This window comes from Curtobacterium sp. KBS0715 (genome assembly GCF_005938005.2).
In the GTDB taxonomy this organism is placed as follows: domain Bacteria; phylum Actinomycetota; class Actinomycetes; order Actinomycetales; family Microbacteriaceae; genus Curtobacterium; species Curtobacterium flaccumfaciens.
In genome coordinates this window covers 2,835,223-2,861,025 of sequence record NZ_VCCA02000001.1, presented here as the reverse complement: position 1 = coordinate 2,861,025, position 25,803 = coordinate 2,835,223, and the positions used below count along the sequence as shown (strand labels likewise).

Below are 25,803 nucleotides of genomic sequence, written 5' to 3'. Positions count from 1 at the left end.
CGTATCCTGGACACTGCTCGATCCAGGGGGTGCATTTGTCGGTCTACCTCGACCACGCCGCGACGACGCCGATCCTGCCGGAGGCGCTCGCCGCCTTCACCGATGCCCTGGGCACCGTCGGCAACCCGTCGTCCATCCACAGCGCCGGTCAGCGCGCCAAGATGCTGCTCGAGGACGGCCGCGCCGCCGTCGCCCGCTCGCTCGACGCCGACCCGGTGGAGGTCGTGTTCACCTCCGGCGGCACCGAGAGCATCAACCTCGCCGTGAAGGGCCTGTTCTGGGCTCGCCAGCGCGACCGCCAGCGGCCCCGCATCGTCGTCCCGGGTGGCGAGCACCACGCCACCGTCGACACCCTGACCTGGCTGGAGACCCACGAGGGCGCCGTCATCGACGTGGTCCCGTTGGACGCGCAGGGTCGCGTCGACCTCGCCGGACTGGAGGCGCGGCTCGCCGACGCCTCGGACGTCGCCCTGGTCACGTTCCTGTGGGCGAACAACGAGGTGGGCACCATCCAGCCCGTGTCCCGGATCGTCGAGCTCGCGCACGCCGCCGGCGTGCCCGTGCACAGCGACGCGGTCGCCGCCTACGGGCAGGTGCCGGTGTCGTTCGCCGGGTCCGGCCTCGACGCGCTCAGCGTCTCTGCGCACAAGGTCGGCGGGCCCGTCGGCATCGGTGCGCTCGTGCTCGGACGGAAGGCCACCGTCGAACCCCTCATCCACGGTGGTGGGCAGCAGCGGCAGGTGCGGAGCGGCACCCAGGACGCCCCGGCGGCTGCGGCCTTCGGTGTCGCGGCCAGCGTGGTCGTCGCCGAGCCGATGCCGCACCCGTCGCTCGTCGCCCTGAGGGACCGCGTGGTCGCCGGGGTCCGTGCGGCCGTGCCGTCAGCGGTGCTGATGGGGGACCCGGTCGACCGGCTGCCGGGCAACGCGCACTTCACGTTCCCCGGCTGCGAGGGCGATTCGCTCCTGTTCCTGCTCGACGCCGCCGGGGTCGCGGTCTCGACCGGGTCGGCGTGCCAGGCCGGCGTGCCCGAGGCGTCGCACGTGCTGCTCGCGATGGGGCTGTCGGAGCAGGACGCCCGTGGTGCGCTCCGGATCACGCTCGGCCACACGACGACCGATGCCGACGTCGACGCGTTCCTGACGGCGCTGCCCGATGCCGTCGCTCGGGCCGGTGCCGCGGGGATGGCGTCGAGGGAGCCGCTGCTCGGGCGGTAGGCCGCCCGCGATCCCGACGGTTGACTCCTGCAGTGATCGGGCCGCTAATATTCCAGCACGCACAACGGAGTGGTCGGAGCGTGACGGCGCAAGCGGAAGGAGTCGGTCATGATGAGCAGGTCAGCCCGAGCCGCCGTGCTCGCGATCGGGGCCGCGTTCGCGGTCGCCGGGATCGCACTGGTCGGTGTCGCTTGGTTCGCTTTCGCCCCCGACGACCCGGCGGCGATGACGCTGACGGTCGGCGCGTTCCCCGTCATCGGTCTGGGCGCCGTTGCCCTGCTGGCCGTTGTGACATCCGACCGTCGCAGGCGGAACTAGCCGCGGACAGGGTCGGGCTCTGCACCGAAGACGAGCAGGACCGCGCGCTCGCCGTGAGCAGACCCGTTCCAGCCGGGGCGCCCTCGGCAGTGCCTCGCGATGCAGCCCGAGCGCCCGACGCGATGTCCACGAGGGGATCGCCACCGACGCGCATCGTTGTGATACTTGGACATGCTCGAGTTGGTGAGACCGCAGACGGCGTTGTACGAGGCGTGGGCTGAAGCGCATGCCGAGTGGGGGCCGGGCGCGCACGAGGACGGGTTCGGGATCACCACCCACGACGACGTCGGTGACGAGGACGGGTTCCGCGCCTGGGTCGGCCGACTGCACGCCAGACCCGGTGCGCTCTGGTGGATCGTCGAGGACGGACGCGTCCTGGGCGGGATCGCACTCCGGGCACCGGGAGACGCCGCCGGAGTGCAGCGGTTCGGCCACGTCGGGTACGGGATCCGTCCGTCGGCGAGGGGCCGAGGCGTGGCGACCTGGGCGCTGGGCCAGGTGCTCGCGCACGCCTCGCGCGTCGGCATCGACCCGGTGATCGCCGTCTGCCGCGATGACAACGACGGCTCCATCGGGGTGTTGGAGCACTACGACGCCGTCCTGCTGTCGACCGAGCGCCGCGGGGGCATGCGGCTGCGGCGGTACGCGATCGCCAGGTCGCACCGGAGGCCCGGGTAACGAGGGGCGGGCGGTGATCCCCGAGGAACACGTGTCGCCGTCTCACGCGAACCCGCGCTCAGTGGATGCCCGGTCGATCCGGTCCTGGTGCCGCTGTCGACGTCCCCGTGACCAGCGGGACGGACCTGCGCCGGGCCTCCAGGTCGGCCTTCCGGGTGCGCGCCGGGCAGGCGGGCGCGCTGGGACCCCGGACCGTCGGCGACGCCGTCGTCAGCGGTCGCCGTCCGTCGGTCTCGGACCGCTCGTGGTGCGCCGCACCACGAGTGACACCGGCACTCGGTGCACGCGCGGCTCCGGGTCTCGCCCCTGCACGCGTTCACCGAGCCACCGTGCCGCCTGGGCCCCGATCGCGAACGTCCCGTTGTCGACCGTGGTGAGCGAGATGTGCCGGATGCTGCCGAGGTAGGTGTCGTCGTACCCGACGAGTGACACGTCGTCCGGGACGACGAGGCCGAGGTCGTCGGCCGCGGACAACGCGCCGATGGCGACGAGGTCGTTGTAGGCCACGAGCGCGGTCGGACGGTCGGCCGTGCCCAGGACTCGTCGGGCCGCCGCGTAGCCGCTCTCCTCGCTCATGCCGGCCGGCACCACGACGGCGTCGGCACCGTGGCGGGTCATGGTCGCGCGGAAACCCTGCTCGCGGAGCTCTCCGACGCGCCCCGGGCCGACGAGGTGACCGATCCGGGTGTGTCCGAGCGCGAGGAGGTGCTCGGTCGCGATCGATGCGCCGGCGTGGTCGTCGTTCACGACCACGTCGGCGTGCAGGTCGTCAGGCTCGTACGTCCCGGCGAGGACCACCGGCACCTCCTGGACCGCCCGACGGAGGGCGGCGTCGTCCTCTGTGGTGCCGACCACGACGATGCCGTCCACCTGTTGTCGCAGGAGCATGTCCACGGGCGAACCGCCCACGCGCCGTGTGGTCGCCGAGTCGACCAGGATGGGTGCCAGTCCGACGGTGTCGAGTGTCGCGGTGAGGCCGGCGAGCAGGTCGACGAACCAGGGGTTCCGCAGGTCGTTCAGGAGCACTCCGACCGTGCCCGTCCGCTGCTCGCCGAGGCTCCTGGCTGCGCGGTTCGGTCGGTAGCCGAGTTCGTCGACTGCTCGTTCGACGGCCGCCCGACGGGCGTCGCTGACTCCTGGGTCGCCGCGGAGCGCGAGCGAGACCAGCGACTTCGAGACCCCGGCGCGCTCGGCGACGTCCCGGATGGTCGGAGCGTGGTTCGGTCTCGACATGAGAGCAGGCTAGTCCTATTCTGGACCGGTCCAGACTGTTCCAGTGCTGTCCAACGAAGCGAGCGCAGATGCCCCCGAAGATCTCCATGAACGTCACGACGACGTTCCACGGCAACGTCGTCCAGGACGTCCGCCTCGCGAAGGAGGCCGGCTACGGCGGCATCGAGCTGCAGAGCCCGAAGCTCTACCGGTACCTCGACGCCGGGTACGACGTCCAGACACTGCCGCCGCTGCTCGAGGGTCTCGAAGTGACAGGGCTCGGTGCCGTGCTCGACATCGAGCGTCAAGGTGCCGGTCGCGACGAATTCGTCGCGGAGGTCGAGCGCATGTGCGGTGTGGCCACCGCCGTCGGTGCGCCCATCGTGCAGCTGTGCACCGGGCCGGTCGATTCCGCGGTCGTCCGTGACCACCGCGCTGGCCGACTGGCCGACGACGACACCCGGTACCGGGCGACGCTCGGACTCGACGAGGACGCAGCGGTCCGCATCACCGGTGCGAACGTCCGTCTGGCGGCGGACATCGCCGCGGACCACGGGCTCGAGGTCTACCTGGAGCCCCTCGCCTGGGCGCACCTCAACCGATGCCGGCACGCGCTGGACATCATCGAGGAGGCCGGGCGCGACAACGTGGGGATCGCACTCGACACCTGGCACTTCTGGACGACCGGGGACACGCTGGCCGAGGTCCGAGCGCTGCCCGCGTCGGTCATCAAGGCCGTCCACCTGTCGGACGGGTTCGACCTGGACCGCGACCGGACGGTTCCCGACCAAGCCGTCCACCGGAACGTCGTCATCGGGGGCGGTGCGATCCCGCTGCAGCAGTGGGTCGACGCGATCAAGGCGACCGGGTACGACGGATGGTGGGTCACCGAGATGTTCTCCGACCGGGCGAACGAACAGGATCCCGCCGTCGTCGCACGCACCATGCACGACCTGACCGCGATCCTGGTGAGCTGACCATGACGCAACGCTTCGCACTCGTCGGTGCCGGGTTCATCGGCGCCGTGCACGCCGCGTCCCTCGCAGCGCACCCCGACGTCGACTTCGTGGGGATCCACGACGTCGACCGTGACCGCGCTGCATCGCTGGCGGCACGGCACGGCACGCGGGCGCTCACCCAGGACGAGACGTTCGACGCGGCGCAGGTCGACGCGGTCTTCGTCGCTTCCTCCACCGACACGCACGCGCAGCACCTGCGCGCTGCCGCCGACGCCGGGATCGCCGTGCTCTGCGAGAAACCCATCGCTGCCGGGTACGCCGACGCGGTCGCGGTGGTGGAGCACGTGCGTGCCAGCGGCGTGCCGGCGATGCTCGACTTCAACCGGCGGTGGGATCGCGACCACGCCGAGTTGCAACGCATCGTCGCCGCGGGGGAGATCGGTGCGGTCGAACTCGTCCAGCTCAGCTCCCGCGGCCCGTCCCTGCCGCCACTCGACTACCTGCGGGTCTCCGGCGGCCAGCTCCGCGACCAGACCGTGCACTTCTTCGACCTCGTGCGGTGGATCACCGGCGAGGACCCGGTGACGGTCGCGGTCGCGGGTGCGGCGCTCGTCGACCCGGCCATCCGCGAGTTCGGCGACGTGGACACGTCGGTCACGACCCTCACGATGCCCTCCGGCGCGCTCGTGCAGATCGACAGCGTGCGGCGCACCGGGTACGGCTACGACGAGCGCATCGAGGTCATGGGGTCGTCCGGGCTCGTCGAGTCGCGGCGGAACCGCCGCGGGAACGTCGCGCGCTACACCGACGGGCAGATCGTCGCTGACGGACTCCACGACGGCTGGTTCGAGCGTGTGCAGCCCACCTACGCCGCGACGCTCGCCGCCTTCGTCGCGTCGCTCGAGTCCGGATCCGAGCCGCCGGTGTCCCTGGAGGACGGGCTGAGGGCCCAGGCCATCGCCGAGGCAGCCACTCGTGCCCTGTCGTCGGCACGGACGGAGCACATCGACTACTGACCCCGGTCGGCCGAGTCGGACTCGCGCCGGTAGGATCGATGACCATGGTCGAACTGGACTTCACCGAGCAGCTCTCCGCCCTTCGCGAGACCTTCGGCAACATCCGCTCGGTGGTCGACGTCGACCGCCTGCAGCGTGAGATCGCCGACCTCAGCGAGCAGGCCGGGGCCCAGGACCTCTGGGACGACGTCGACCACGCGCAGCAGGTGACGAGCGCGCTCTCGCACCGCCAGTCGGAGCTGAAGAAGATCACCGACACCGAGCAGCGCATCGACGACCTCGAGGTGCTGGTCGAGATGGCGAACGAGGGCGACGACCAGGAGTCCGCCGACGAAGCCCTCGCCGAGCTCAAGGCGATCCAGAAGATGATCGGCGACTTCGAGGTGCAGACCCTCCTCGACGGCGAGTACGACGACCGTCCCGCGGTCATCACGATCCGCGCCGGTGCGGGTGGTGTCGACGCGGCGGACTTCGCCGAGATGCTCCTCCGCATGTACCTCCGGTACGCCGAGCAGCACAACTTCAAGACCACCGTCATGGACACCTCGTACGCCGAAGAAGCGGGCATCAAGTCCGCGACGTTCGAGATCGACGCCCCGCACGCGTTCGGCACGCTCTCGGTCGAGGCCGGCACCCACCGCCTGGTGCGGATGTCGCCGTTCGGTGCCGCCGGCAAGCGCCAGACGTCCTTCGCCGCGGTCGAGGTCATCCCGCTCATGCCGGAGACCGCCGTCATCGACATCCCCGAGAACGACATCCGCGTCGACGTGTTCCGCTCGTCGGGCCCCGGCGGGCAGTCCGTCAACACGACCGACTCCGCGGTGCGCCTGACGCACATCCCGACCGGCACCGTCGTCTCGATGCAGAACGAGAAGTCGCAGATCCAGAACCGTGCTGCCGCCATGCGCGTGCTGCAGTCGCGCCTGCTCCTCCTGAAGAAGGAAGAGGAGAACGCGAAGAAGAAGGAACTCGCCGGCAACATCACGGCGAGCTGGGGCGACCAGATCCGCTCCTACGTCCTGGCGCCGTACCAGATGGTCAAGGACCTCCGGACGGAGCACGAGGTGAACAACCCCTCAGCCGTGTTCGACGGCGATCTGGACGGCTTCATCAACGCGGGCATCCGCTGGCGCAAGCAATCCGCCGCCGAGTAGGGATTCGTGAGCCGCGCGCCTCGCTTGCTTTCCAAGCGCGGCGACCTACCCTGATCCGGTCATGATCAAATTCGACCAGGTCACCAAGGTCTACTCGGGCAACCCGAGTCCGGCGCTCGACAACCTCACCCTCGAGATCCTCAAGGGCGAGTTCGTGTTCCTCGTGGGCGCGTCCGGTTCCGGCAAGTCCAGCTTCCTGCGCCTCGTGCTCAAGGAGGAGAAGCCCACCAGCGGGCAGATCCACGTGCTCGGGCAGCGCCTCGGGTCCCTGGCATCGCGGAAGGTCCCGTACTTCCGCCGCAACCTCGGCGTGGTCTTCCAGGACTTCCGTCTGCTGCCCAACAAGAACGTGTTCGACAACGTCGCGTTCTCGCTGCAGGTCATCGGCAAGAGCAAGGGCTTCATCAGTGAGGCCGTGACCGACGTGCTGAAGCTCGTCGGCCTCGCCGGCAAGGCCACCCGCATGCCGCACGAACTCTCCGGTGGTGAGCAGCAGCGTGTGGCCATCGCCCGCGCCGTCGTGAACAAGCCGGCGATCCTGCTGGCCGACGAGCCCACCGGAAACCTGGACCCCACCACGTCAGCTGGCATCATGGCGCTCCTCGAACGCATCAACCAGGGAGGCACCACCGTGCTGATGGCGACGCACGACGCCAGCATCGTGAACCAGATGCAGCGGCGGGTCATCGAGCTCTCGAACGGCACCGTCCTGCGCGACGAGCAGTCCGGCGGCTACCAGACCCAGGCCGTCCCGATCCAGCGAGGCACCGTGTCCAACACCACCGGCATCCAGACGATCCCGGGGCTCATCCGATGAGGCTCGGGCTCGTCATGTCCGAGGTCGGCTCGGGCCTGCGGCGCAATGCGTCGATGGTCGTCTCCGTCGTCCTCGTGACCTTCATCTCCCTGACCTTCGTCGGTACGGCGATCCTGCTCCAGATGCAGATCAACCAGATGAAGGGGTACTGGTACGACCGGGCGCAGGTCGCCGTCTACCTGTGCACCGACACCGACACCACGGGCAACTGCACCGGCGCGAAGGCCACCGCGGACCAGCGCGAGCAGGTCCAGGCGCAGCTCGACTCGTCGACGCTCAAGCCGTACATCGAGAAGACCTACTACGAGAACCAGGACCAGGCCTTCACCCGGTTCAAGGAGCAGTTCAAGGACTCGGCCGCGACGGAGTTCGTCAAGCCGGAGTACCTGAACGAGACCTTCTGGGTGAACCTGAAGAACCCCTCGCAGGCCGACGTCCTGGTCGAGAGCCTGTCGAAGGTCGCCGGCGTGCAGAGCGTCGTCGACCAACGCGGGTACCTGCAGCCGATCTTCAACCTGCTCAACGCCTCGTCGTACACGGCGATCGGCATCGCGGCCCTCATGCTCGTGGCGGCGGTGCTGCTCATCGCGACGACGATCCGCCTGTCGGCGTTCAGCCGACGGCGAGAGCTCGGCATCATGCGGCTCGTCGGTGCGTCGAACCGGTTCATCCAGACACCGTTCGTGCTCGAGGGGGTGATCGCCGCCGCCATCGGAGCCGTCCTGGCCGGTGGCGCGATCACCGCCGTGGTCTGGTTCTTCGTCCGGAACTTCCTGGCGGAGCGCTTCACCGGCACGGCGTTCATCGGCATGGGCGACGCGGCCATCGTGGTCCCCGCGGTGATCGTGATCGGGGTGCTCCTCGCCGCGGCGTCGGCGTCGATCGCCATCCGCCGGTACCTGAAGGTCTGACGCAGCACCGCATCCGCGAGCGGGCGGCGCGCCGGGAAGGTGCGCCGCCCGCTTCGTGTTGAGTAGTCTGTAGGGCTGCGCGGAACCACCCACGCAGCGCACTGCACCGGTCACCATCGAGAGGAGTCGTCATGGCGAAGGAACGCGGGGAGAAGATCGTCGCAACGAACCGTCGCGCCCGGCACGACTACCTCATCGAGGACACGTACGAAGCGGGCATGGTCCTGTCCGGCACCGAGGTGAAGTCCCTGCGGATGGGTCGGGCGTCCCTGGTCGACGGGTACGCCTACATCGACGGTGGCGAAGCGTGGATCGACGCCGTGCACATCCCGGAGTACACCGAGGGCACGTGGAACAACCACTCGCCCCGACGGAAGCGCAAGCTGCTCCTGCACAAGCAGCAGATCGTGAAGATCTCCCACAAGACGGCCCAGGGCGGGTACACCCTCGTGCCGCTGCAGATCTACTTCCACGACGGTCGGGCCAAGATCGAGATCGCCGTCGCGAAGGGCAAGCGCGAGTTCGACAAGCGCCAGGCGCTGCGCGAGAAGACCGACAAGCGTGAGGCCGAGCGGGCCATGCGCACCCGGAACCGCGTCGGCGAGTAGCGCCGACGCATCTCCTCGGCTAGACTGAGGGACTGCTCCGACAGGGGCATTGGCAACTCAACAGCGTGACAGCGGCTCGCACGTCCGGCCCGCATGGGGATGATCGGTTTCGACATTGCCTGTGTGCCGACGGGAAGCGGGCCGAGGACCCACGGTTATCTCGTAAACGATCCGTGGAAAACAACAAGTGCCAATTCCAAGCGCACTGACTTCGCTCTCGCTGCGTAAGCAGCCCAGCACATGAAGTCCGTCGGCCAGGTGACCGTCTTCTAACCTGATCCCGGCGTCATCCAGAGGACTTGCTGCACGGTTGCGCCTCAGGGCCGTGCGGGACTTGCACTGAGACTGGGCCCGTCGTCCTAGAAGCCGGTAGCAAAGGACGGGGCCGAGCAGAACGAACTATCCGGATACGCCCGTAGAAGACGTCGAATTGCAGCGATGGACGGGGGTTCGATTCCCCCCATCTCCACCATTCGCCGAACGACGAACCGCTGTCACGCTGCGCCACCTGAACGCCCCGGCACCGTCCCCTGGACAGTGCCGGGGCGTTCGCTGTTCCGCCACGTCCGAGGACTACGCTCCGGAGCAGGCGCGCAGAACACGCTCGCGTCGAACCCGAACGAGAGGTCAGCACGTGGTGCAGGAGATCGCGATCCGTGTCCGTCTGCGGGAGCAGGAACGAGTGGTGCTCAGCGAGTACGAGCGGATCGTGGGCTCCGTCGCCACGGTCGCCGCCCTCGCCGCATGGCTGCCGAACCCCGACACCCGCCTGGTCGTTCGCGGCCGCGGCGCGGAGCCGGTCCGCCTCGAGACCGTCACCTACGGCTCGGTGGTCGAGATGCTCGTCGTGCTCGACCAGCGCTCCGCCGGGGTCGAACGTGCCGCCGCCGCCATCGCCGCGCTCATCGAGTCGGTCCGCCACGAGCACGTCGCCGACGACGTCTCCGGGGTCGCCGGGGAACTCGATCGACTCGACCGCGCCGCACCGCGCGGACGCTCCGCCGTGGAACGTGCCCTGCGCACGTTCCTCGAGGGGGCACGGTCCGACGTCCTCGCGCGCAAGGCGACCACCCGGGTGCGGACCGCGCCGGCCCTGCTCCGGCTCGCCGAGGCGGACGCGGTGCTGACGGTCGAGCGGGTCGCCGACGCCCTGGCACCGGTGCTCGAGGAGCACGCGGTCGACGTCGAGCTGGACACCGGATCGGCCGTGGTCGTCGAGCCGATCGACGGGGTGGAGTCGCCGGAGACCGGTGCGCCCGGCGACGCCGACGCCGACGCCTCGCAGGCGGAGCCGGAGGCCGTGTCGGCCGTCCTGCCGCTGCCGACGGGTGCGAGCAAGGCGAAGTCCAAGAAGGACGACGACAAGAAGAAGTCCAAGAAGAACGACGACAAGAAGAAGAAGTCCAAGAAGAACGACGACAAGAAGAAGTCCAAGAAGGACGACGACAAGAAGAAGTCCAAGAAGGACGACGGCAAGAAGAAGTCCAAGAAGTAGCAGGAGCGGCACAGCCGATCTCCGACCGGGGGTCCGTACCCTGGTGCGGTGCCCCCGGTCCCACCCTCGTCGTCCTGGCACGGGCTGGGCCGGCTCCTCAGCCGCCGGGCGAGCACCCTCGCCGCCGCAGCCCTGGCGCTCGTCACCGCCGTCGGGACGCTGCGGTACCACCAGTACCACGCCGGTGAGCCGCTCCAGGTCGTCGCGGTGACCCTCGGGGTCGCCCTGATCGCAGCGGGCTCGGCCAATGCCGTCGTGCTCCTGGGCCGGCCCGTCCCCGTCGCGGTGCCCCTCGGGCTGACGCTGCTCGCGGTCGTGCTCGTCGTGGTCGCCCCGAGCGCCGCGTGGAGCGTCGTCCCGCTCGTGGTCCTGCTGCAGACGACCGCGCGGGTCGTGCCGGCCACGCTCGCCAGCGCTGCGGCGATCGTCGTCGCAGCGGTCTCGGTGCCTCGGCTGACCGGGAGCGACGACCCCGGGCTGCTCGTGGGGTGTCTGCTGTCCGGCTCGGTGTTCCTCGCCGCGATCGTGGTGTCGCGGGTGGCACTGCACGAGCGGTCGCGAACCGTCCGGCAGCTCGTCGCCACCCGCGCGCGACTCGTGGCCTCCGAGCGGCGGGCCGGCGCACTCGAAGCACGCCAGCACGTCGCCGCTGAGCTGCACGACACGGTGGTGCAGTCGGTGGCGGGCGCACTGTTCCTGACCGAAGCGGCGGAACGGTCCGGGGACGACGCCCTCGCGCAGCAGGCACGTCGTGCACTGCGCAGCGCGGTGGTGGACACCCGCGCGCTGGTCGACGGCCTCGGAGCAGATCACCCGGACGTCGGCGAGTCAGCGAACGGCGCGGCGGACGGGCCGACGGACTCGTTGACGGCCGCCCTCTCCACGGCCGCCGAGCGCGTGGGCGCCCGCTGGTCGGTGGTCGGGGAGCCGCAGACGGTGACGCCGATACGTGCAATGGCCCTGCTGCGGAGCGCGCAGGGGGCGCTCGGCAACGCCGAACGGCACGCCGGCGCTGCGTCGATCTCGCTGGAGTTCCGGAACCGGGACGACTCGGTCGCAGTCGTCGTCCGCGACGACGGCCGTGGCTTCGACCCGAGCCTGCCGGTCACGCCCGGGCCGACCGGGGGACACGGCCTGACGATGATGCGCCGGCGACTCGAGGCCGTCGGGGGCACGCTCGACATCCGCTCCGGCCCGGACGGTACGGTGCTGCGGGCGACCGTCCCGTTGGAGGAACCATGACCCGCGTCCTGCTCGTCGACGACCACCCGGTGCTCCGGTCCGGTGTCGCTGCAATCCTCGGGACCTTCCCCGACATCGAGGTCGTCGCCTCGACCGGCGACCCGGAAGCCGTGAGCGCCCTGGTCGCCGATGCAGCTCCGGACGTCGTCGTGCTCGACCTGGGCCTGGGGACGCGGAACGGCGTCGACCTGATCCCCGGACTGGTGCGGACCACTCGCGTGCTCGTGTTCACGGCCACGGCGACCGACGTGTCGATCATGCGGGCGCTCGATGCCGGGGCGACGGGGTACCTGCTCAAGGACGCGACCGCCGAGGAACTGGCCGCCGCGGTCCGGGCCGCGGCCACCGGGACCGCCGTGTACACGCGGGCCGTGGCGGAACGCATGCTTGACCGTGGTCGCCGACCGGACGAGACCCTGACCCCTCGTGAGCTCGACGTGCTCGAACTGCTCGCCGACGGCTCGACGAACCGGCTGATCGCGGGGCGGCTCTTCATGAGCGAGTCGACGGTGAAGACGCACCTGGTGCGGGTGTTCGCGAAGCTCGGTGTCGACGGCCGAGCCGGGGCGGTGGCCGAGGCGACCCGACGGGGCATCATCGCCCTCGACGGCCTGGCGCACCCCGCGCGGTCGCCGGACGGCCCGACGACGTGACGACGGCGGGGCGACCGATGGTCGTCCCGCCGTCGCCGTGACGGACTCAGCGTCGTCGGAGCACGCCCCGACGTCGCCGGGTCACTTCGTGATCGCGTCGAGCCCGGCCTGCGCGTACTCCTGGTCCGTGGCACCCGACGGGGTGCCGCCGACACCGATGCCGCCGATGGAGGCCTCGCCCGCCTTGACCGGCACGGCCCCGGCGAGGAACAGCGTGCCGGGCAGGTCCTTCAGCCCGGCGTTGTCGCCCGTGGCGCGCTTCGCGAGTTCGGACGTCGGCGACCCGAAGGCCGCGGCGGTGTACGCCTTCTGCCGCGAGGCGCTGATCGTGTGGGAAGCGGCGTTCTCGCCGCGGACGAAGGCCTGCAGCTGGCCGTTGCGGTCGACGACCGAGACGCTGACGAAGCCGGCGCCGTCCGCCTCTGCGGCGGCGAGGGCGGCCGAGGCCGCCCGCATGGCGTCGGCGGAGCTCAGCCGCTTGGACTCGACGACGGCATCGCCGGTGACGGCGACGGTGCGGGCGTCCGTGGTGGTGCGGACGTCGGCGGTGGCGCTGTTCGACGAGGTGACGGCGGCGCCGGCCGTGATGCCGGTGACGGCGAGGGCTGCGGCGGCAGTGGCGACGAGGGTGCGGGGGAGACGCATGGGGAAGGACCTTCCGTTCGGTGTGGTGGGTCCAGCCTCACGCCGACGGGCGGTGCCACACATCGACCGTCCGGACCGCGGATCCGGACCGAACGGTCGACGGGGCGCCCGTGCCGCCGGACAGCGACGCAGACGCAGCCGCTCCCGCTAGAAGTCGAACAGGTTCGCTCGGATCCCGCCGGCGCCGTACTCCCGTCGCAGCAGCCCACGGCGCCGGAGCACGGGTACCAGGTCGCCGAACATCCGGTGGATCTGCGCCGGGTGCAGGTCACCGGAGAAGATGATCCCGTCGTTGTCGGCGTCGCTGCCGAGCTCCTCGATGAAGTCCGCGAACTCGTCGGCGGTCCCCACGAACCCCGAGCGTGACGTGATCCGCCCCTGCCGCGCCTTGCGGGTGAGTAGCTCCCGGAGCGGTGCGTCCGGGGTGTCCCCGAGCAGCCCGCGGATCGTGCCGGCCGAGACGTGGTCACCGAAGGTCCCGTCGGGCACCGGGGCGTCCAGGTCGAGCGCGAGCAGGTCGGTCTCGGAGTCGCTCGACCACGCGATCGCCGCGGCACGCAGCGCGTCGTCGGTGGGGTGCTCGGACGCCGCGACGATGCGGTCGGCCTCCTCCGGCGAGGACACGATGACGGGCTTGAGCACGAACAGGATCCGCAGGTCCGCGGTGGACCGCCCGGCGGCCTCGGCTGCCGCGATCACCCGGGCACGGTAGTCCGTCACCGCGGCGGCGGACAGCGGCGCGAGCGCGAGCTGCACGTCCGAGTGGGTGCCGGCGAACGCGAGCCCCCGGCCCGAGCCACCAGGGGACACGACCACCGGGTCCGAGGCCAGCGGCAGGGCGTTGAGCGGACCGTCGGCGGTGAAGTGGGCGCCCTCGTGGTGGAACGCGTCGAGCGCGTCGCCGTCCGCGAAGTGCCACGAATCCGGAGCGCCGACGTACGCGTCGCCCCACGAGTGCCAGAGCCGGCGGAGCAGGGTGATCCACTCCTCGGCGCGGTCGTACGCCTGGTCGTGCGGCAGCGGCGGCAGGCCGGCGTGGCGCGCGCTGCCGACGTCGGTGACGACGTTGATGCCCAGCCGGTCCGAGGACAGGTGCGCCAGGGTCGCGAACTGCCGTGCCGCCAAGTACGGCGGGGTGATCCCGGCGTTGACCGTCGGCGCGATGCCGATGTGCGAGGTGGCGGCGAACAGGTACGGGGCGAGCAGCAGCGGGTCGTGCTTCGGGCCGCCGTACGCCTGCCGGATGCGCAGGTCGAGGGTCGCGGGGGAGCCGAGCGAGACGGCGTCCTCGGCGATGACCAGGTCCATGCCGGCCTGCTCGAGCGTCCGGACGGACTGCTGGTACAGGTCCGGCTTCGTCCAGTCGTGGCCCCAGTCCCAGTCGGACCGTCCCCAGGCCTGCGGGCCGAAGCCGCGCGAGAAGAAGTACCCGAAGTGCTGCAGCTCGGCCATTCAGCGCTCCTGCCGGTCGAGGGCCGGCCAACCGGCTGCCGTGCGCTGCGCGTCCGACGCTCCACGTGCCTCCAGGCCAGCGGCGGCGTCTGCGGACCGCACCGCGGCGAACCCGCGTTCCAGGTCGCGGAGCAGGTCCGCGACGTCCTCGATGCCGACCGACAGGCGGACCAGGCCGTCGCTGATGCCCTGCTCGGCTCGCTCTTCCGGCGTGCGGCCGGCGTGCGTGGTGGTCGCCGGGTGCAGGATCAGCGAGCGGACGTCGCCCAGGTGGGTCATCCGGCTGAACAGCTGCACGGCGTCGATGAACGCCCGCGCGGCGGCTTCGCCACCGGCGAGCGTGAAGGCGAAGACGGACCCGGCTCCGCGGGGCAGGTAGCGCTGGGCGAGGTCGTGGAACGGACTGGAGGCCAGGCCCGCGTGGTCGACGCTCGTCACCTCCGGCTGCTGGTCCAGCCAGGATGCGACGGCCAGCGCGTTCGCGCAGTGGCGTTCCACCCGCAGCGACAGCGTCTCGATGCCCTGGCGGAGCAGGAACGCGTTGAACGGGGACGGCGCCGGGCCGATGCGTGCGGCCACGACGTCGCGGGCGAACACGGCGAATGCCCGGTTGCCGTACCGCTCGACGTAGCTCTCGCCGCCGAGGGACCGTTCGGGGCTGGTCAGGTGGGTCCAGCGCTCGGGGGCGGCGGTCCAGTCGAACCGGCCGCCGTCCACGACCACGCCGCCGAGTCCGGCTCCGTGGCCGGACAGGAACTTCGACGCCGAGTGCACGACGATGTCCGCGCCGTGCTCGACCGGGCGCACCAGGTACGGCGTGGCGAGGGTGTTGTCGACGATCAGCGGGACGCCGGCGCGGTGTGCGGTCTCGGCGACGCCGGTGATGTCGAGGACGTCGTTCTTCGGGTTCGGGATCGTCTCGGCGAAGAACGCCTTCGTGTTCGGGCGGACCGCGGCGGCCCAGGCGTCGAGGTCGCGGGCGTCGGTGACGAAGTCGACCTCGATGCCGAGCCGGCCGAGGTTCTGCAGCAGCAGGCCGCGCGTGCCCTCGTAGATGCTCCGGGCGCTGACGACGTGGTCGCCGGCCTGCAGCAGCCCGAGGAACGCCACGGTCGCCGCGGCCTGACCGCTGCCGACCAGGATCGCCTGGACACCGCGTTCGAGCAGCGCCACGCGACGCTCGACGTCGGCGTTCGTGGGGTTGCCGAGGCGCGTGTAGGTGTAGCCGTCGTCGGTGTCGGCGAAGCGGTCGCGGGCCTGGTCGAAGTCGTCGAACAGGAACCCGGAGGACATGTGGATCGCGGGGACCCGGGCGCCGTGCCCGGCATCGGGCACGAAGCCGCCGTGTACCTGCTCGGTCGCGAAGCCGTGGTCGTCGGTCGCCATGGGACACCTCCGGGGGTCGTCTGGCGGTAGCCTCGCAGCCCCTCGCCGCGGACAGGCGATTGCGGCCCCCGGTTACGCGAGCGCAGCCTCAGACGAGCGCGCGGACCCCGGCGACGACGGTGTCCCAGACCTGGAGCAGCGGCTCGCGCGCCAGCCACACCGCGACGGCGTTCACGGCGACGAACAGCACGAACCACAGGGACGCCGGCACCCGCATCTCGGCCGCGGCGATGTGGAAGTCGGTCTGCACCCGGGCGCCGGTGACCAGCCAGCGGCCGACCTGCACCACCGAGCGCAGGCCGTCGACGACGAAGAAGGCCCCGACGCCGGCGACCACCAGGACGGTCGTCTCGGACGGGCGGACGGCCACCCACAGGGCGAGCGCGTCGAAGCCGAGCACGACGAGCAAGCCGAACCAGTTCCGGACGAACGCCAGCGCGACGAGCCCGATGACCGCGAGCACCACCACGGGCAGCCAGCGGGAGCCGTGCAGCACCCCGGTCACCAGGAGCACCCCCGCCCAGAGGGGTGCGCTGTACCCGGCGTACAGGTTCAGGATCCGGACGAGCCACCGGATGCCGCCGGGCACCCGGCCGAGCTGGACCCAGGCCTCGCCGGACCCGTCCGGGTGCAGCTCGATCCGCTGGATCCGCCCGCCGAACGGCACGACGACGATCGCGTGCCCGACCTCGTGCGCGATGGTCGCGGCGATGCGGGCCACCCGGCCGACGAACGGCACGAACGGCAGGACGGCGCCGACGAGGAGCGCGACGAAGACGAGGGGCGGGGCTGCGGTGGTCAAGTGACCAGCATCGCAGCCCCGCCCAGGAAGACCCTGCGGGACCGGCGTCAGGGGAGCACCGGCGTCGTCAGCACCACCGTGACCAGGACCACGGTGCCGGTGATCGCCAGGGCGGTGAGGACGGCGAGGAACACCGTCAGGCGGTTCACGCGTCGGCGCCCGGCTATTCGACCGTCACCGACTTCGCGAGGTTCCGGGGTTTGTCGACGTCGCACCCGAGCTGCAGGGCCAGTTCCCGCGCGAGCATCTGCAGCGGCACGACGGCCTCGAGCGGACCCCACGGCGCGGTCATCGCACCCCAGGCCAGGTCACCGGTGCCACGGCGGCCGAGCGCGGGGATGTCCGCCGACTCGCCGCCGATCGTGATGACGAAGCCACCGCGGGCCCGGACCTCGGCGATCGCCGACTGGATCTTCGGCTCACCGTGGTCGATGACGACCACCGGGGTGCCGTCGTCCACCAGCGCGAGCGGCCCGTGCTTGAGTTCGCCGGCGGGGTACGCCTCGGCCCAGCGGTAGCTGAGCTCCTTGAGCTTCAGGGCGCCCTCGGCGGCGTACGGCAGTCCGGCGCCGCGGCCGAGGAACAGGAAGCCCGTCGCCTCCTTGACGCTCGACACCAGCAGCGGCATCCGCTCGGCGGACACCCGCGCGGCGTGTTCGATCCGTGCGGGCAGGTCGAGCAGCTCGTCGACGAGCACCTGGGCGCGCGACGGTTCGATGCGGCCGGAGGCCACCATCGCCGAGATCATCGCCGCGACGCCGACGACGACCTGCGCCGTGAACGTCTTCGTGGCCGCGACCCCGATCTCCGGGCCGGCGTGGCAGTCCAGCACGGCGTCGGCCCGTCGGGCGAGCGAGGAGTGCATGTTGTTGGTCAGCGCGAGCACCGGGTGGCGGTCCTCGAACCGGTCCAGGGCGCGGAGCACGTCGGCCGTCTCACCGGACTGGCTGATCGCGACGACCAGGGTGCCCGGACCGAGCACGGCCTGGTCGGCCTCGCTCGCGACGACGATGTCGGTCGGCACACCACCGATCCCGCGCAGGGCGGTCGCGATCACCTGGCCCGCGTTCAGCGACGTGCCGCAGGCGACGATCGCCAGCCGGTGGAAGCCGGCCAGGCCGAGGCCCACCCACATGCTGCCGTCGGCGGTGCGGCGGGTCACCCGGTCCAGGATCGTCGCGACGACGTCGGCCTGCTCGCCGATCTCCTTCGCCATGTGGTCGGTGTGGTCGCCGAGGTCGAGCGCGGCGGCGGCGAACGGGGACGGCGTCGGGAACGGCACGGGAACCGTGATGCCGTCGGACGACCAGGTCCAGGCCTCACCGAGCTCGACGACGTCGCCGTCGCGCAGCGCCACGAACGTCTCGCACCACTCGGCGATCGCGCCGATGTCGCTCGCCACGAAGTCGCCGCGGCCGGAGCGGGCGACGACGAGCGGCGACCGGTCCGCCGCCACGACCATGCGGCCGTCCCGGGCGTCCAGGACCACGATCGCCCACGAGCCCTCGAGCTGCGCCGTCGCGATCTGCACCGCGAGCATCAGGTCCGGGTCGACCGCCAGCGCCCGCTCGACCAGGTGCGCGATGACCTCGGAGTCGACGTCGGACCGGAAGCGGTGGCCCTGCGCCTCGAGCGTCTGGCGCAGCCGGTCCGCGTTCTCGACGATGCCGTTGTGCACGATCGAGATCCGGCCGGTGCAGTCGGCGTGCGGGTGCGCATTCGCCTCGCGCACGGCACCGTGCGTGGCCCAGCGGGTGTGGCCGATGCCGACGCCGGTGAGCGCGTCACCGGAGCGTGCAGCGACGAGCGTGCGCAGGTCGCCGACGCGGGAGACCGAGCGGATCGTCTCGGTGCGGCCGACGGCCGTCCGGACGGCGATGCCGGCGGAGTCGTACCCGCGGTACTCGAGTCGTTCGAGTCCGTCGAGCAGGTAGGGGGTCGCGTCGTCAGACACGCGGGCCGCGATGATGCCGCACATCGGCTGTCCCTTCGGGGGAACGAGGGTGGGTGGAACGGGGAGGTGGGACTGGTGCGGCACCGACCGCCGTCGGGTCTGCCGCGCGTCCGGGGCCTCCCGGCCCGGGAACCGACGCCCGTCCTCGGATCAGGCGAGGACGGACGTCGGTGTCGTTGGGCCGAGGGGTTCGGGTACCGGACGGGGTACCGCGGGCTGGCCCCCGGGGGAGGGGCACGGCGGTCGGTGCAGGAGAAGCCTCACCCGCCGCCGACCACACGGCAACACCCGTCGGACGCTCTTGCGGTTCCCCGCGTGCGGGGGCACACCGCGCTGCGGTCGCGTGCGGACTCCCGCAACCGCCGTCGCACCAAGCGAGGGACGACGGACGGGAGGCCCGGTACCAGCTGGTACCGGGCCTCCCGTCCGTCCTGTGGTGCGTCTCCTACGTGAGGAGCGCGACCAGGTGCGATCGCGACCGCGCGCCGACCTTGCGGTAGATCTGCGTGAGCCGCAGCTCCACCGTGCGCTGCGACATGAACAGCGACGAGGCGATCTCGCGGTTGCGGTACCCCTCGGTGACCTTCTGCACCACCGCACGCTCCTCGGCGGTCAGTGACGTGAGCACCGCCGACGCGTCGGGGGCGCTGCGCGGCGTCCCTGGGAACGCCGGCGAGAGCACGGGTCCGGACCGGATCGACGACGAGCCCGTGCCGAACTGCGGCATCGCCGCAGCCGGCGCAGGCGTCACCAGCGGTCGACGCAGGCCGGCCGCCTCGTACGCCGCTGCGGCCGCCGCACCGAGGCGCGGACGCTCCGCCGGGTTGCCGACCGCGGCCAGCGCCGCGAACGTGCGAGCCCGCTCGTACTGCGAGTCGTGCGGCTGGAACAGCTCCAGCGCACGGCGACGAGCCGTCTCGCGGGTGGTGTCGTCGGCGACGAGCGCGAGGCTCCGCGCCAGCACGAGGGCACCCCAGCGCCCGGGGCGGGCATGGTGGTCCGCCGCCAGGCGGGCCGTGATCGTCCGCGCGTCGTCGGTCCGTCCGAGACGCACGTACGCCTCGACCAGGTCGCCGAGGTGTCGGAGCACCGCGGGGTTCCGGAGCGACCGACCGATGGCGTCGGCGGCCTCGAGCGCGGTGGCTGCCTCGTCGAGGCGGCCGTCGAGCAGCAGGACCTTGCCGCGGAGCGCGTGCAGCTTCGCCGTCGCACCCCAGAGCCGACTCGTCGATCGGTGCTCGAGGCACCGGTCCACGACGTCGAGCGCCTCGGCGGAACGGCCCTCGGCGAAGTGCCGCCACGCGACGGCGATCGCTCGGGAGGGCTCACGCAACCGCTCGGCGACGGACGAACCGGACTCCCACACGTCGATCGCGCGGAGCGCCTGCCGGAAGTTGCCGGAGCGCACCTCGTTCTCGGACGTCAGGTAGCGGGCCGCCTCGGTCCACACCGCCGCGGTTTCCTGCCCCCGGGCGAGCACGAGTGCGAACACCCGTCGCGCGCTCCGGTAGCGCTCGCCGATGCTCAGCGCGTGGGCGAGGAGCAGCAGGGCCGGGTCCGACATCGCCACGAGCTCCGAGGTCGCGAGCCCGTCGTGCAGCTCGGTGTCGGGCGGCAGCACGCCGTCCACGGCGGCGATGAGCTCCCGCGCGGTCGTCGCGATCTCGAGGGTGTGCGCGGACGCCGACCCCTCGAGCGGTTCGATCCGGTGCAGCAGGTCCTTGGCCTGGTCGAGCTCCCACGCCTCGGCACGGAAGCACGCCACCATGGCCATCAGCCCGGCGACGGCGTCCACCTCCGACGGTTCGGTCGCGTCGACGGGGACGAGCAGCTCGTCCGCGTGCACGGCGTCACCGCTGAGGTACTCGGCCGAGTACTGCAGCCGGAGCCGGCGGACCTCGTTCGGCGTCGTCCGGAACGGACGGAGCGCCGCGAGGTACCGCGCAGCGAAGCCGAGCAGGCGCTTGCCGAGCATGGCCTCCGCGACCCCGAGGAGCGCGACGTGCTCGTCCTCGGTCCCGCCACCGATGTGCAGGGCACGCTCGGTCAGCGCGATCGCGGCGTGCACGTTGCCGTCCACGACGTACGACCGTGCGGCCTGGAGCAGTGCGACCACGTCGGGGACGTCGTCGACGAAGCTCCGGTGCCACGCGGCCGACCGCGGGTCGGTCTCCGCGCTCGCCGTGGCCAGCTCGGCGTGTGCCGCACGACGGTCACGGGCGGGCATCCGCCAGTAGAGCGCGGAACGGACCAGCGGGTGCCGGACGGTGACGCTCTGCCCGCGGACGGTCGCGAGACCGGCCCCGACCAGGTCGTCCAGCTCGTCGCGGTCCCACGCCGTGGTCTTCGCGACGGGTACCAGGGCGAGCTTCGCGAGGACGTCCAGATCGCGTCCCGCGGCGGGCCCGAGTGCGAGCGCCGCGATGGCCTCGGTCGTCGGAGTGGGTCGGAGCGGGAGCACGATCGGCTCCGCGCCGGTGAGCTGCTCCCGGGTGAGCACCGCGAGCTGTTCGCGGAGCGCGCCGGGGTTGCCACCGGTCTCCTCGGCGAGGACGGCGAGGACGCCGTCGTTCGCCTCGGCCGGTGCCATGGCCCTGGCGAGGACCAGGGCCTCGTCAGACGGCAGCGGTTCGATGCGCAGGATCGGCAGGGCCGCGAGCGGACCGTCCGACGGCACCGAGCGGACCGTCGCCACGACGCGCAGGGCGGTGCCCGCGAGTCGTCCGGCGAGGAACGCGATGAGTTCCTGGCTCTCCGTGTCCATCCGGTCGAGGTCGTCGATGAGGACGAGCGTCGGCGGGAGGGTCAGTGCGTGCACGGCGTCGAGGAAGTCGTGCGCCGCCGCCAGTCCGGCCGTCACGGCCGCTGCGGTCCCGCCGGCCTGCAGCAGGTGGGCGATGTGTGCGGTCGCTCGGGGGTCGTCGAGCGCGGTGAACAGGGAGGTCACCCCGGCCAGTGGCCAGCGGGATTCACTCCCGTTGACACCGACCCGGACGACGGGGAGGGAAACGCGGTTCGAGACCGCGTCGAGGACGCTGCTGCGTCCGGAACCAGGGTCGCCGACCACGACCATCGCGGACTCCCGTGGGAGCACTGCGAGGGTCGCGATCCGGTCGACCTCGAGACGTCGACCGGTGAGTGCCATGACTCACCGGCCTCCGGGTCCGGAGGCGGATGCTGCGAGGAGGGCGTCGGCGAACACGGGGGCCGCTGCGACGGGGCGCACGGAGGCGGACCGGACTGCTGCACGGCGGGTGACCGTGGCGGAGTGCGGACGAGCGGCGGCGACTGAGCGCGCGCCGGAACTGTCGTGGATTGGATGCGGTCGACGAGTGTGGGTGCACTCGGTTCCGCTCGGGAACGATGATGTCATCGTCTGTATCACCCCTCGGGTTAGGGTCTTCGGACGAACACGACCGGTCTGTTCCGCCGTCCGGATCTAGGGAATCCGAGAGCATCACGTGACCTGCCGTCTGGAGCACGATAACTCAGGTACCGGCCCGCCGAGCGGACTCCGGTGAGTAGATGTCCAGAACGGTGCCCCCAGTACGGGGGGCCACGAGGGGGGTGTGGCACCCGCCCTCTGCACCCCGATCCGGGCCCGCCGGACGGAACCGGGGTACAGGTCTGTCCGGACCCCGTTCGTCGTCGCAGGTGTAGCACGGACGGGATGTCCAACGCCGAACCGACCGACGCCCGCCTCGATGACCGCACCCGCTGGCGGGCCTTCGCCGTCTGCGTGGCGGTCGCGGCCCTGACGATCCTCGACCTGTCCAAGGTGAACGTCGGGCTGCCCTCGATCGAGCAGTCCCTCGGAGCCACCAGCTCGTCGCTCCAGCTCATCGTGGCGGGGTACGCGCTGGCGTTCGGCCTCGCCCTCGTGCCCGCGGGTCGGCTCGGCGACCTGAAGAGCCGGCGCGTCATGTTCATCGTGGGGCTCAGCGCGTTCACCGGATCGAGCCTGCTGTGCGCCGTCGCCCCGAACATCCAGGTCCTCATCGTCACCCGGATCCTGCAGGGCTTCGCCGCCGGGATCCAGATGCCCCAGGTCATCGGACTGGTGCAGCAGCTGTTCCGCGGACCGGAGCGGGGTCGCGCGTTCGGGCTCTTCGGGGCGATGATCGGCATCTCCACCGCCCTCGGGCCGACCATCGGCGGTGGCCTCATCGCGATCGGCGGCGAGGAGTCCGGCTGGCGGCTGCTGTTCTGGATGAACGTGCCCCTCGGGATCGCCGCGCTGCTCTTCGCCGTCCGCCTGCTGCCGAAGGGCGCCCAGGGGAAGGCGCAGGACCGCGAACTGGACGTCGTCGGCATCGTGCTGCTCGGTGCCGCGATCATCACCCTGATGCTGCCGTTCGTGCTGACCAGCGGCGGTGGTGGTTCCGCGACCCGCTGGTTCTGGCTCGTCGGCTTCGCGGTGTTCCTCGTGCTGTTCGTGCTCTGGGAGCAGCGGTTCAAGCGGCAGGGCAAATCGCCCGTGGTGCACTTCGAGCTGTTCCGGCTGTCGTCGTACCGCAACGGGTTGTCGATCGTGGCCGTCTACTTCGCGGCGCTGCCGGCGTCGTTCCTCATGGTCACGCTGTACCTGCAGGAGGGCCTCGGGTTGTCGCCGTTGTTCGCCGGCATGGTGAGCATCCCCTTCGCCGCGACGAGTGCCGTGGGCTCCTACATCGGCGGACGGATCGTGGACCGGGTCGGGCGGGCGCTGGTGGTCGCCGGGCTCGGGATGGTCGTCGTCGGCTTCCTGCTGCTCATGGTCGCCGCCGTCGCCACCCCGCCGGAGGTCACGCCCTGGGCGATGGCCGGCGCGTTCCTGGTGGGCGGACTCGGTGGCGGGTTCGTGGTGTCGCCGAACCAGACCCTGACCCTGGCCGAGATCCCCGTCGAGCAGTCCGGGGTGGCGGGGTCGATGCAGCAGCTCGGGCAGCGCGTCGGCACGGCGATCGGCACCGCGGTCGCGACCAGCATCTTCTACGGGATCGTGCGGAGCGAGGCGGCGGGGTCGGGATCCGGCGGGTCGGGCGGGCGTCTCGACGCGTACCACGACGCGTTCCGCAGCGGCACGACGTTCACGGTGTCGCTGATGGCGCTGGCGCTCGTGCTGGCCGGCGTGGACCTGGTGGCGCGTCGGCGGGCGGCGCGGCGGTCCGATGAGGAGTCCGAGCACCGTGGCTCGGCTGCGGGGTCCGCCGAGCGGGGCTGACCGGGCCTAGGCGTCGCGGCGGATGATCTCGACGACGGCGTCGTGCACCAGGCCGTTCGAGGCGAGGGCGCTGCCGTGCCACGGCCCGGGGTCGCCGTCGAGCGAGGTGAAGCGGCCGCCGGCCTCTTCGACGATGGGGACGAGGGCCGCGATGTCCCACGGCTTCAGGTCCGGTTCGCCGGCGACGTCGAGGACACCCTCGGCCACCATCATGTACGACCACATGTCGCCGTAGGCGCGGGTGCGCCAGACCCGGCGCGACAGGTCGACGAGCGGCTCGAGGCGGTCGTCGTCGTCCCACTGCTGGATGCTGTTGTAGCTCAGGCTCGCGTCGGCGAGGTCGGACACCCCGGAGACCCGGAGCGGCCCGTCCAGCGAGAACGCGCCGGAGCCTTCAGCTGCCCACCAGCGCTTGCCGAGGGCGGGAGCGCTGACGACGCCGAGCACCGGGCGGCCGTCGACCGCGAGCGCGATGAGGGTCGCCCACACCGGCACGCCGCGCAGGTAGTTGGCGGTGCCGTCGATCGGGTCGACCACCCACTGGCGGTGCCCTTCGCTGACGGCCTCGGCCCCGGTGTCCGCCGTCGTCTCCTCGCCGAGGAACGCGTCGTCCGGTCGCTCGGCGGCGAGTCGCTCGCGCAGGGCCCGTTCGACGGCCTGGTCGGCGTCGGTGACGTGCGTGCTGTCGGCCTTCTTCGTCACGTGCAGGTCGGCGGCACGGAAGCGCTCGAGGCTGATCGCGTCGGCGGTGTCGGCGAGGGAGCGGGCGAAGTCCAGGTCGGCGCTGAGGTCCACGTCGCCCAACCTACCGTCGCTACGCGGCGACGACCTCTTCTTCCTCGAGCCGGGTGACCTCGCGCTCGCGAGCGATGCGGGTGCGGCGGGCGACGAGCCCGTGCACGACGACGCAGAGCAGGAGCGCGGCGGCCAGCCAGAGGGCGAGCACGAGCGACGACCGACCGAGCGAGGCGTCCGGGAAGTACTGCAGGTCCTGTGCGGCCTGCAGCCACGCGGCCCCGCTCCAGAAGGTGTGCAGGGCGGCGAAGAACCCGGGCTGGAACGCCGGCTGGAAGATCCCGCCGGACGACGTGAAGTTCAGCATCACGAACAGCATCGTGAGGATCGGGGTGGTCCACCGGCCGAGCACGGGGTGCAGCCCGACGCCGAGCGCGACGATGATCGCGTCGTAGAGCCAGGCGAACAGGAACACCTGCCAGTGGTGGGTGGTGATGACGCCGTAGATCGGTCCGGCGACGATCACGCCGATGCCGGCGACGACCCCCGCGGTGGCGAGCCCGATGACCGCGGTCCACACGGCACGGAGCTTCGTCGCGACCGAGGCCACGGCGATCGCGGACGCGTACCCGCCGACGCTCAGGGCCACGAGCAGGAAGAACAGCCCCTGGCCGGTGGTGTCCTGGTCGCCGGTGGGTACGACGTCGACGACCCGGAACGGCACGTGCTGGTCGTAGGCGATCGGTAGGAACACCTTCTGCGCGGCGCTCGCGGTGGTCTCCGACGCGGCGGTCGACACGTAGAGCGTGGCACCTGTCGGCGTCGGCGCGTACACGGCGGCGAGGTCGCGGTCACGCACCTGCTGCTCGGCCGCCTTCGTCGAGGCCACCACGTGGGCCACGAGGGCGCCGTCGGACTGGTCGGTCACGGTCTGGGCGAACACCTGGGTGGCCGCGCCCTGGCCGACGATGCCGACGGGCAGTTCCTGCGGGGCCGGGGCGTGGAAGGCGCCGAGGTACGCCAGACCCATGCCGGCGGCCAGGAACAGCGGCACGAGGATGTGCGAGGCGAACGTCAGCAGCACGCGACCGAGGCCGGCGGGCCGCAGGACGCTGTCGGACCGCTGCGACTTCGGGGCTCGTGGGGACTTGTGGGTGGGGGAGTGGTGCGCGTGCGACGTCGTCGTCGTGCTCGGGGACGGGGCGTCGACAGCGGGGGTCGGCGCAAAGTTGTACTTTGCAACTTCAGACACGACCGCAACTGTACAACCCCGATGCGCGCTTGTCGACGCCGGCCCGGTGCCGAGACGTCGTCCGGTCCGAGGTTGCCCAGTCGGTGCGAGGCCC

Annotated in this window: 22 protein-coding genes and 1 other RNA gene; 14 read left to right on the top strand and 9 right to left on the bottom strand. The window is 71.6% G+C overall.

Going from position 1 to position 25,803, the window contains the following annotated elements; genetic code table 11:
* The first annotated feature begins 35 nt into the window (after positions 1–35).
* The 3 genes from FFG40_RS13590 to FFG40_RS13580 all read left to right on the top strand — a co-directional run bounded on the left by FFG40_RS13590 (position 36) and on the right by FFG40_RS13580 (position 2,213).
* A complete protein-coding gene (locus FFG40_RS13590; RefSeq protein WP_138804019.1) occupies positions 36–1,217 on the top strand; it encodes a cysteine desulfurase family protein in 1,182 nt (393 codons plus the stop codon).
* Between the two features lie 108 nt (positions 1,218–1,325).
* Complete coding sequence (locus FFG40_RS13585; protein WP_138803657.1) at positions 1,326–1,535, top strand: hypothetical protein; 210 nt, start codon at positions 1,326–1,328, stop codon at positions 1,533–1,535.
* A 183-nt stretch (positions 1,536–1,718) separates the two neighbouring features.
* Entirely contained in the window at positions 1,719–2,213 is a 495-nt protein-coding gene (locus tag FFG40_RS13580) for a GNAT family N-acetyltransferase (protein ID WP_221935171.1), read from the top strand.
* Between the two features lie 210 nt (positions 2,214–2,423).
* Here the strand turns inward: FFG40_RS13580 and FFG40_RS13575 are convergent, their stop codons facing one another.
* Entirely contained in the window at positions 2,424–3,446 is a 1,023-nt protein-coding gene (locus FFG40_RS13575) for a LacI family DNA-binding transcriptional regulator (protein WP_071244843.1), read from the bottom strand.
* 68 nt (positions 3,447–3,514) lie between these two features.
* Here FFG40_RS13575 and FFG40_RS13570 point away from each other — a divergent pair, with 68 nt between their 5' ends.
* The 10 genes from FFG40_RS13570 to FFG40_RS13525 all read left to right on the top strand — a co-directional run bounded on the left by FFG40_RS13570 (position 3,515) and on the right by FFG40_RS13525 (position 12,280).
* Positions 3,515–4,402 carry a sugar phosphate isomerase/epimerase gene (locus FFG40_RS13570; RefSeq protein ID WP_138803655.1) on the top strand — a complete coding sequence of 296 codons (888 nt, stop codon included), beginning with the start codon at positions 3,515–3,517 and terminating at the stop codon, positions 4,400–4,402.
* 2 nt (positions 4,403–4,404) lie between these two features.
* Positions 4,405–5,400, top strand: coding sequence for a Gfo/Idh/MocA family oxidoreductase (locus tag FFG40_RS13565; protein WP_138803654.1), 996 nt, complete (start codon positions 4,405–4,407; stop codon positions 5,398–5,400).
* 44 nt (positions 5,401–5,444) lie between these two features.
* Positions 5,445–6,554, top strand: a complete 1,110-nt coding sequence (gene prfB / locus FFG40_RS13560; RefSeq protein ID WP_071244840.1) for a peptide chain release factor 2 — start codon at positions 5,445–5,447, stop codon at positions 6,552–6,554.
* A gap of 61 nt (positions 6,555–6,615) precedes the next feature.
* Positions 6,616–7,371: a cell division ATP-binding protein FtsE gene (gene ftsE, locus FFG40_RS13555; RefSeq protein ID WP_017888215.1), complete on the top strand. Its 756-nt coding sequence runs from the start codon at positions 6,616–6,618 to the stop codon at positions 7,369–7,371.
* Positions 7,368–8,282 (top strand): permease-like cell division protein FtsX, encoded by a 915-nt coding sequence (gene ftsX / locus FFG40_RS13550; protein WP_027465852.1) that lies wholly within the window; start codon positions 7,368–7,370, stop codon positions 8,280–8,282. Before ftsE ends, ftsX begins: the two co-directional genes overlap by 4 nt.
* A gap of 131 nt (positions 8,283–8,413) precedes the next feature.
* A complete protein-coding gene (smpB, locus tag FFG40_RS13545) occupies positions 8,414–8,890 on the top strand; it encodes an SsrA-binding protein SmpB (RefSeq protein WP_027465851.1) in 477 nt (158 codons plus the stop codon).
* 95 nt (positions 8,891–8,985) lie between these two features.
* Positions 8,986–9,362, top strand: a transfer-messenger RNA (tmRNA) gene (gene ssrA, locus FFG40_RS13540).
* Between the two features lie 162 nt (positions 9,363–9,524).
* Positions 9,525–10,385 carry a hypothetical protein gene (locus FFG40_RS13535; RefSeq protein WP_138803653.1) on the top strand — a complete coding sequence of 287 codons (861 nt, stop codon included), beginning with the start codon at positions 9,525–9,527 and terminating at the stop codon, positions 10,383–10,385.
* Positions 10,386–10,433: 48 nt separating this feature from the next.
* Positions 10,434–11,627 carry a sensor histidine kinase gene (locus FFG40_RS13530; RefSeq protein ID WP_138803652.1) on the top strand — a complete coding sequence of 398 codons (1,194 nt, stop codon included), beginning with the start codon at positions 10,434–10,436 and terminating at the stop codon, positions 11,625–11,627.
* Entirely contained in the window at positions 11,624–12,280 is a 657-nt protein-coding gene (locus FFG40_RS13525; protein WP_138803651.1) for a response regulator transcription factor, read from the top strand. The genes FFG40_RS13530 and FFG40_RS13525 overlap by 4 nt, the downstream gene beginning before the upstream one ends.
* Before the next feature lie 81 nt (positions 12,281–12,361).
* On the opposite strand, the gene FFG40_RS13520 is transcribed toward FFG40_RS13525, so the two are convergent.
* From FFG40_RS13520 to FFG40_RS13495, 6 genes are all read right to left on the bottom strand, one after another.
* Positions 12,362–12,925 (bottom strand): heme-binding protein, encoded by a 564-nt coding sequence (locus FFG40_RS13520; RefSeq protein ID WP_138803650.1) that lies wholly within the window; start codon positions 12,923–12,925, stop codon positions 12,362–12,364.
* Positions 12,926–13,072: 147 nt separating this feature from the next.
* Positions 13,073–14,377, bottom strand: coding sequence for an LLM class flavin-dependent oxidoreductase (locus FFG40_RS13515; protein ID WP_138803649.1), 1,305 nt, complete (start codon positions 14,375–14,377; stop codon positions 13,073–13,075).
* On the bottom strand, positions 14,378–15,763 hold the full coding sequence (locus FFG40_RS13510; RefSeq protein ID WP_138803648.1) for an O-acetylhomoserine aminocarboxypropyltransferase/cysteine synthase family protein: 1,386 nt from the start codon (positions 15,761–15,763) through the stop codon (positions 14,378–14,380).
* A gap of 88 nt (positions 15,764–15,851) precedes the next feature.
* Positions 15,852–16,565, bottom strand: coding sequence for a M50 family metallopeptidase (locus FFG40_RS13505; RefSeq protein ID WP_185974188.1), 714 nt, complete (start codon positions 16,563–16,565; stop codon positions 15,852–15,854).
* A gap of 163 nt (positions 16,566–16,728) precedes the next feature.
* Positions 16,729–18,543, bottom strand: coding sequence for a glutamine--fructose-6-phosphate transaminase (isomerizing) (glmS, locus tag FFG40_RS13500; protein WP_027465844.1), 1,815 nt, complete (start codon positions 18,541–18,543; stop codon positions 16,729–16,731).
* A 421-nt stretch (positions 18,544–18,964) separates the two neighbouring features.
* Positions 18,965–21,664 (bottom strand): LuxR family transcriptional regulator, encoded by a 2,700-nt coding sequence (locus tag FFG40_RS13495; RefSeq protein ID WP_138803646.1) that lies wholly within the window; start codon positions 21,662–21,664, stop codon positions 18,965–18,967.
* A gap of 525 nt (positions 21,665–22,189) precedes the next feature.
* Between FFG40_RS13495 and FFG40_RS13490 the strand changes: the two genes are divergently transcribed.
* Positions 22,190–23,722 (top strand): MFS transporter, encoded by a 1,533-nt coding sequence (locus FFG40_RS13490; protein ID WP_138803645.1) that lies wholly within the window; start codon positions 22,190–22,192, stop codon positions 23,720–23,722.
* A gap of 6 nt (positions 23,723–23,728) precedes the next feature.
* On the opposite strand, the gene hisN is transcribed toward FFG40_RS13490, so the two are convergent.
* Positions 23,729–24,517 carry a histidinol-phosphatase gene (gene hisN, locus FFG40_RS13485; RefSeq protein ID WP_138803644.1) on the bottom strand — a complete coding sequence of 263 codons (789 nt, stop codon included), beginning with the start codon at positions 24,515–24,517 and terminating at the stop codon, positions 23,729–23,731.
* Positions 24,518–24,536: 19 nt separating this feature from the next.
* On the bottom strand, positions 24,537–25,709 hold the full coding sequence (locus FFG40_RS13480; protein ID WP_138803643.1) for a hypothetical protein: 1,173 nt from the start codon (positions 25,707–25,709) through the stop codon (positions 24,537–24,539).
* Positions 25,710–25,803: the final 94 nt, after the last annotated feature.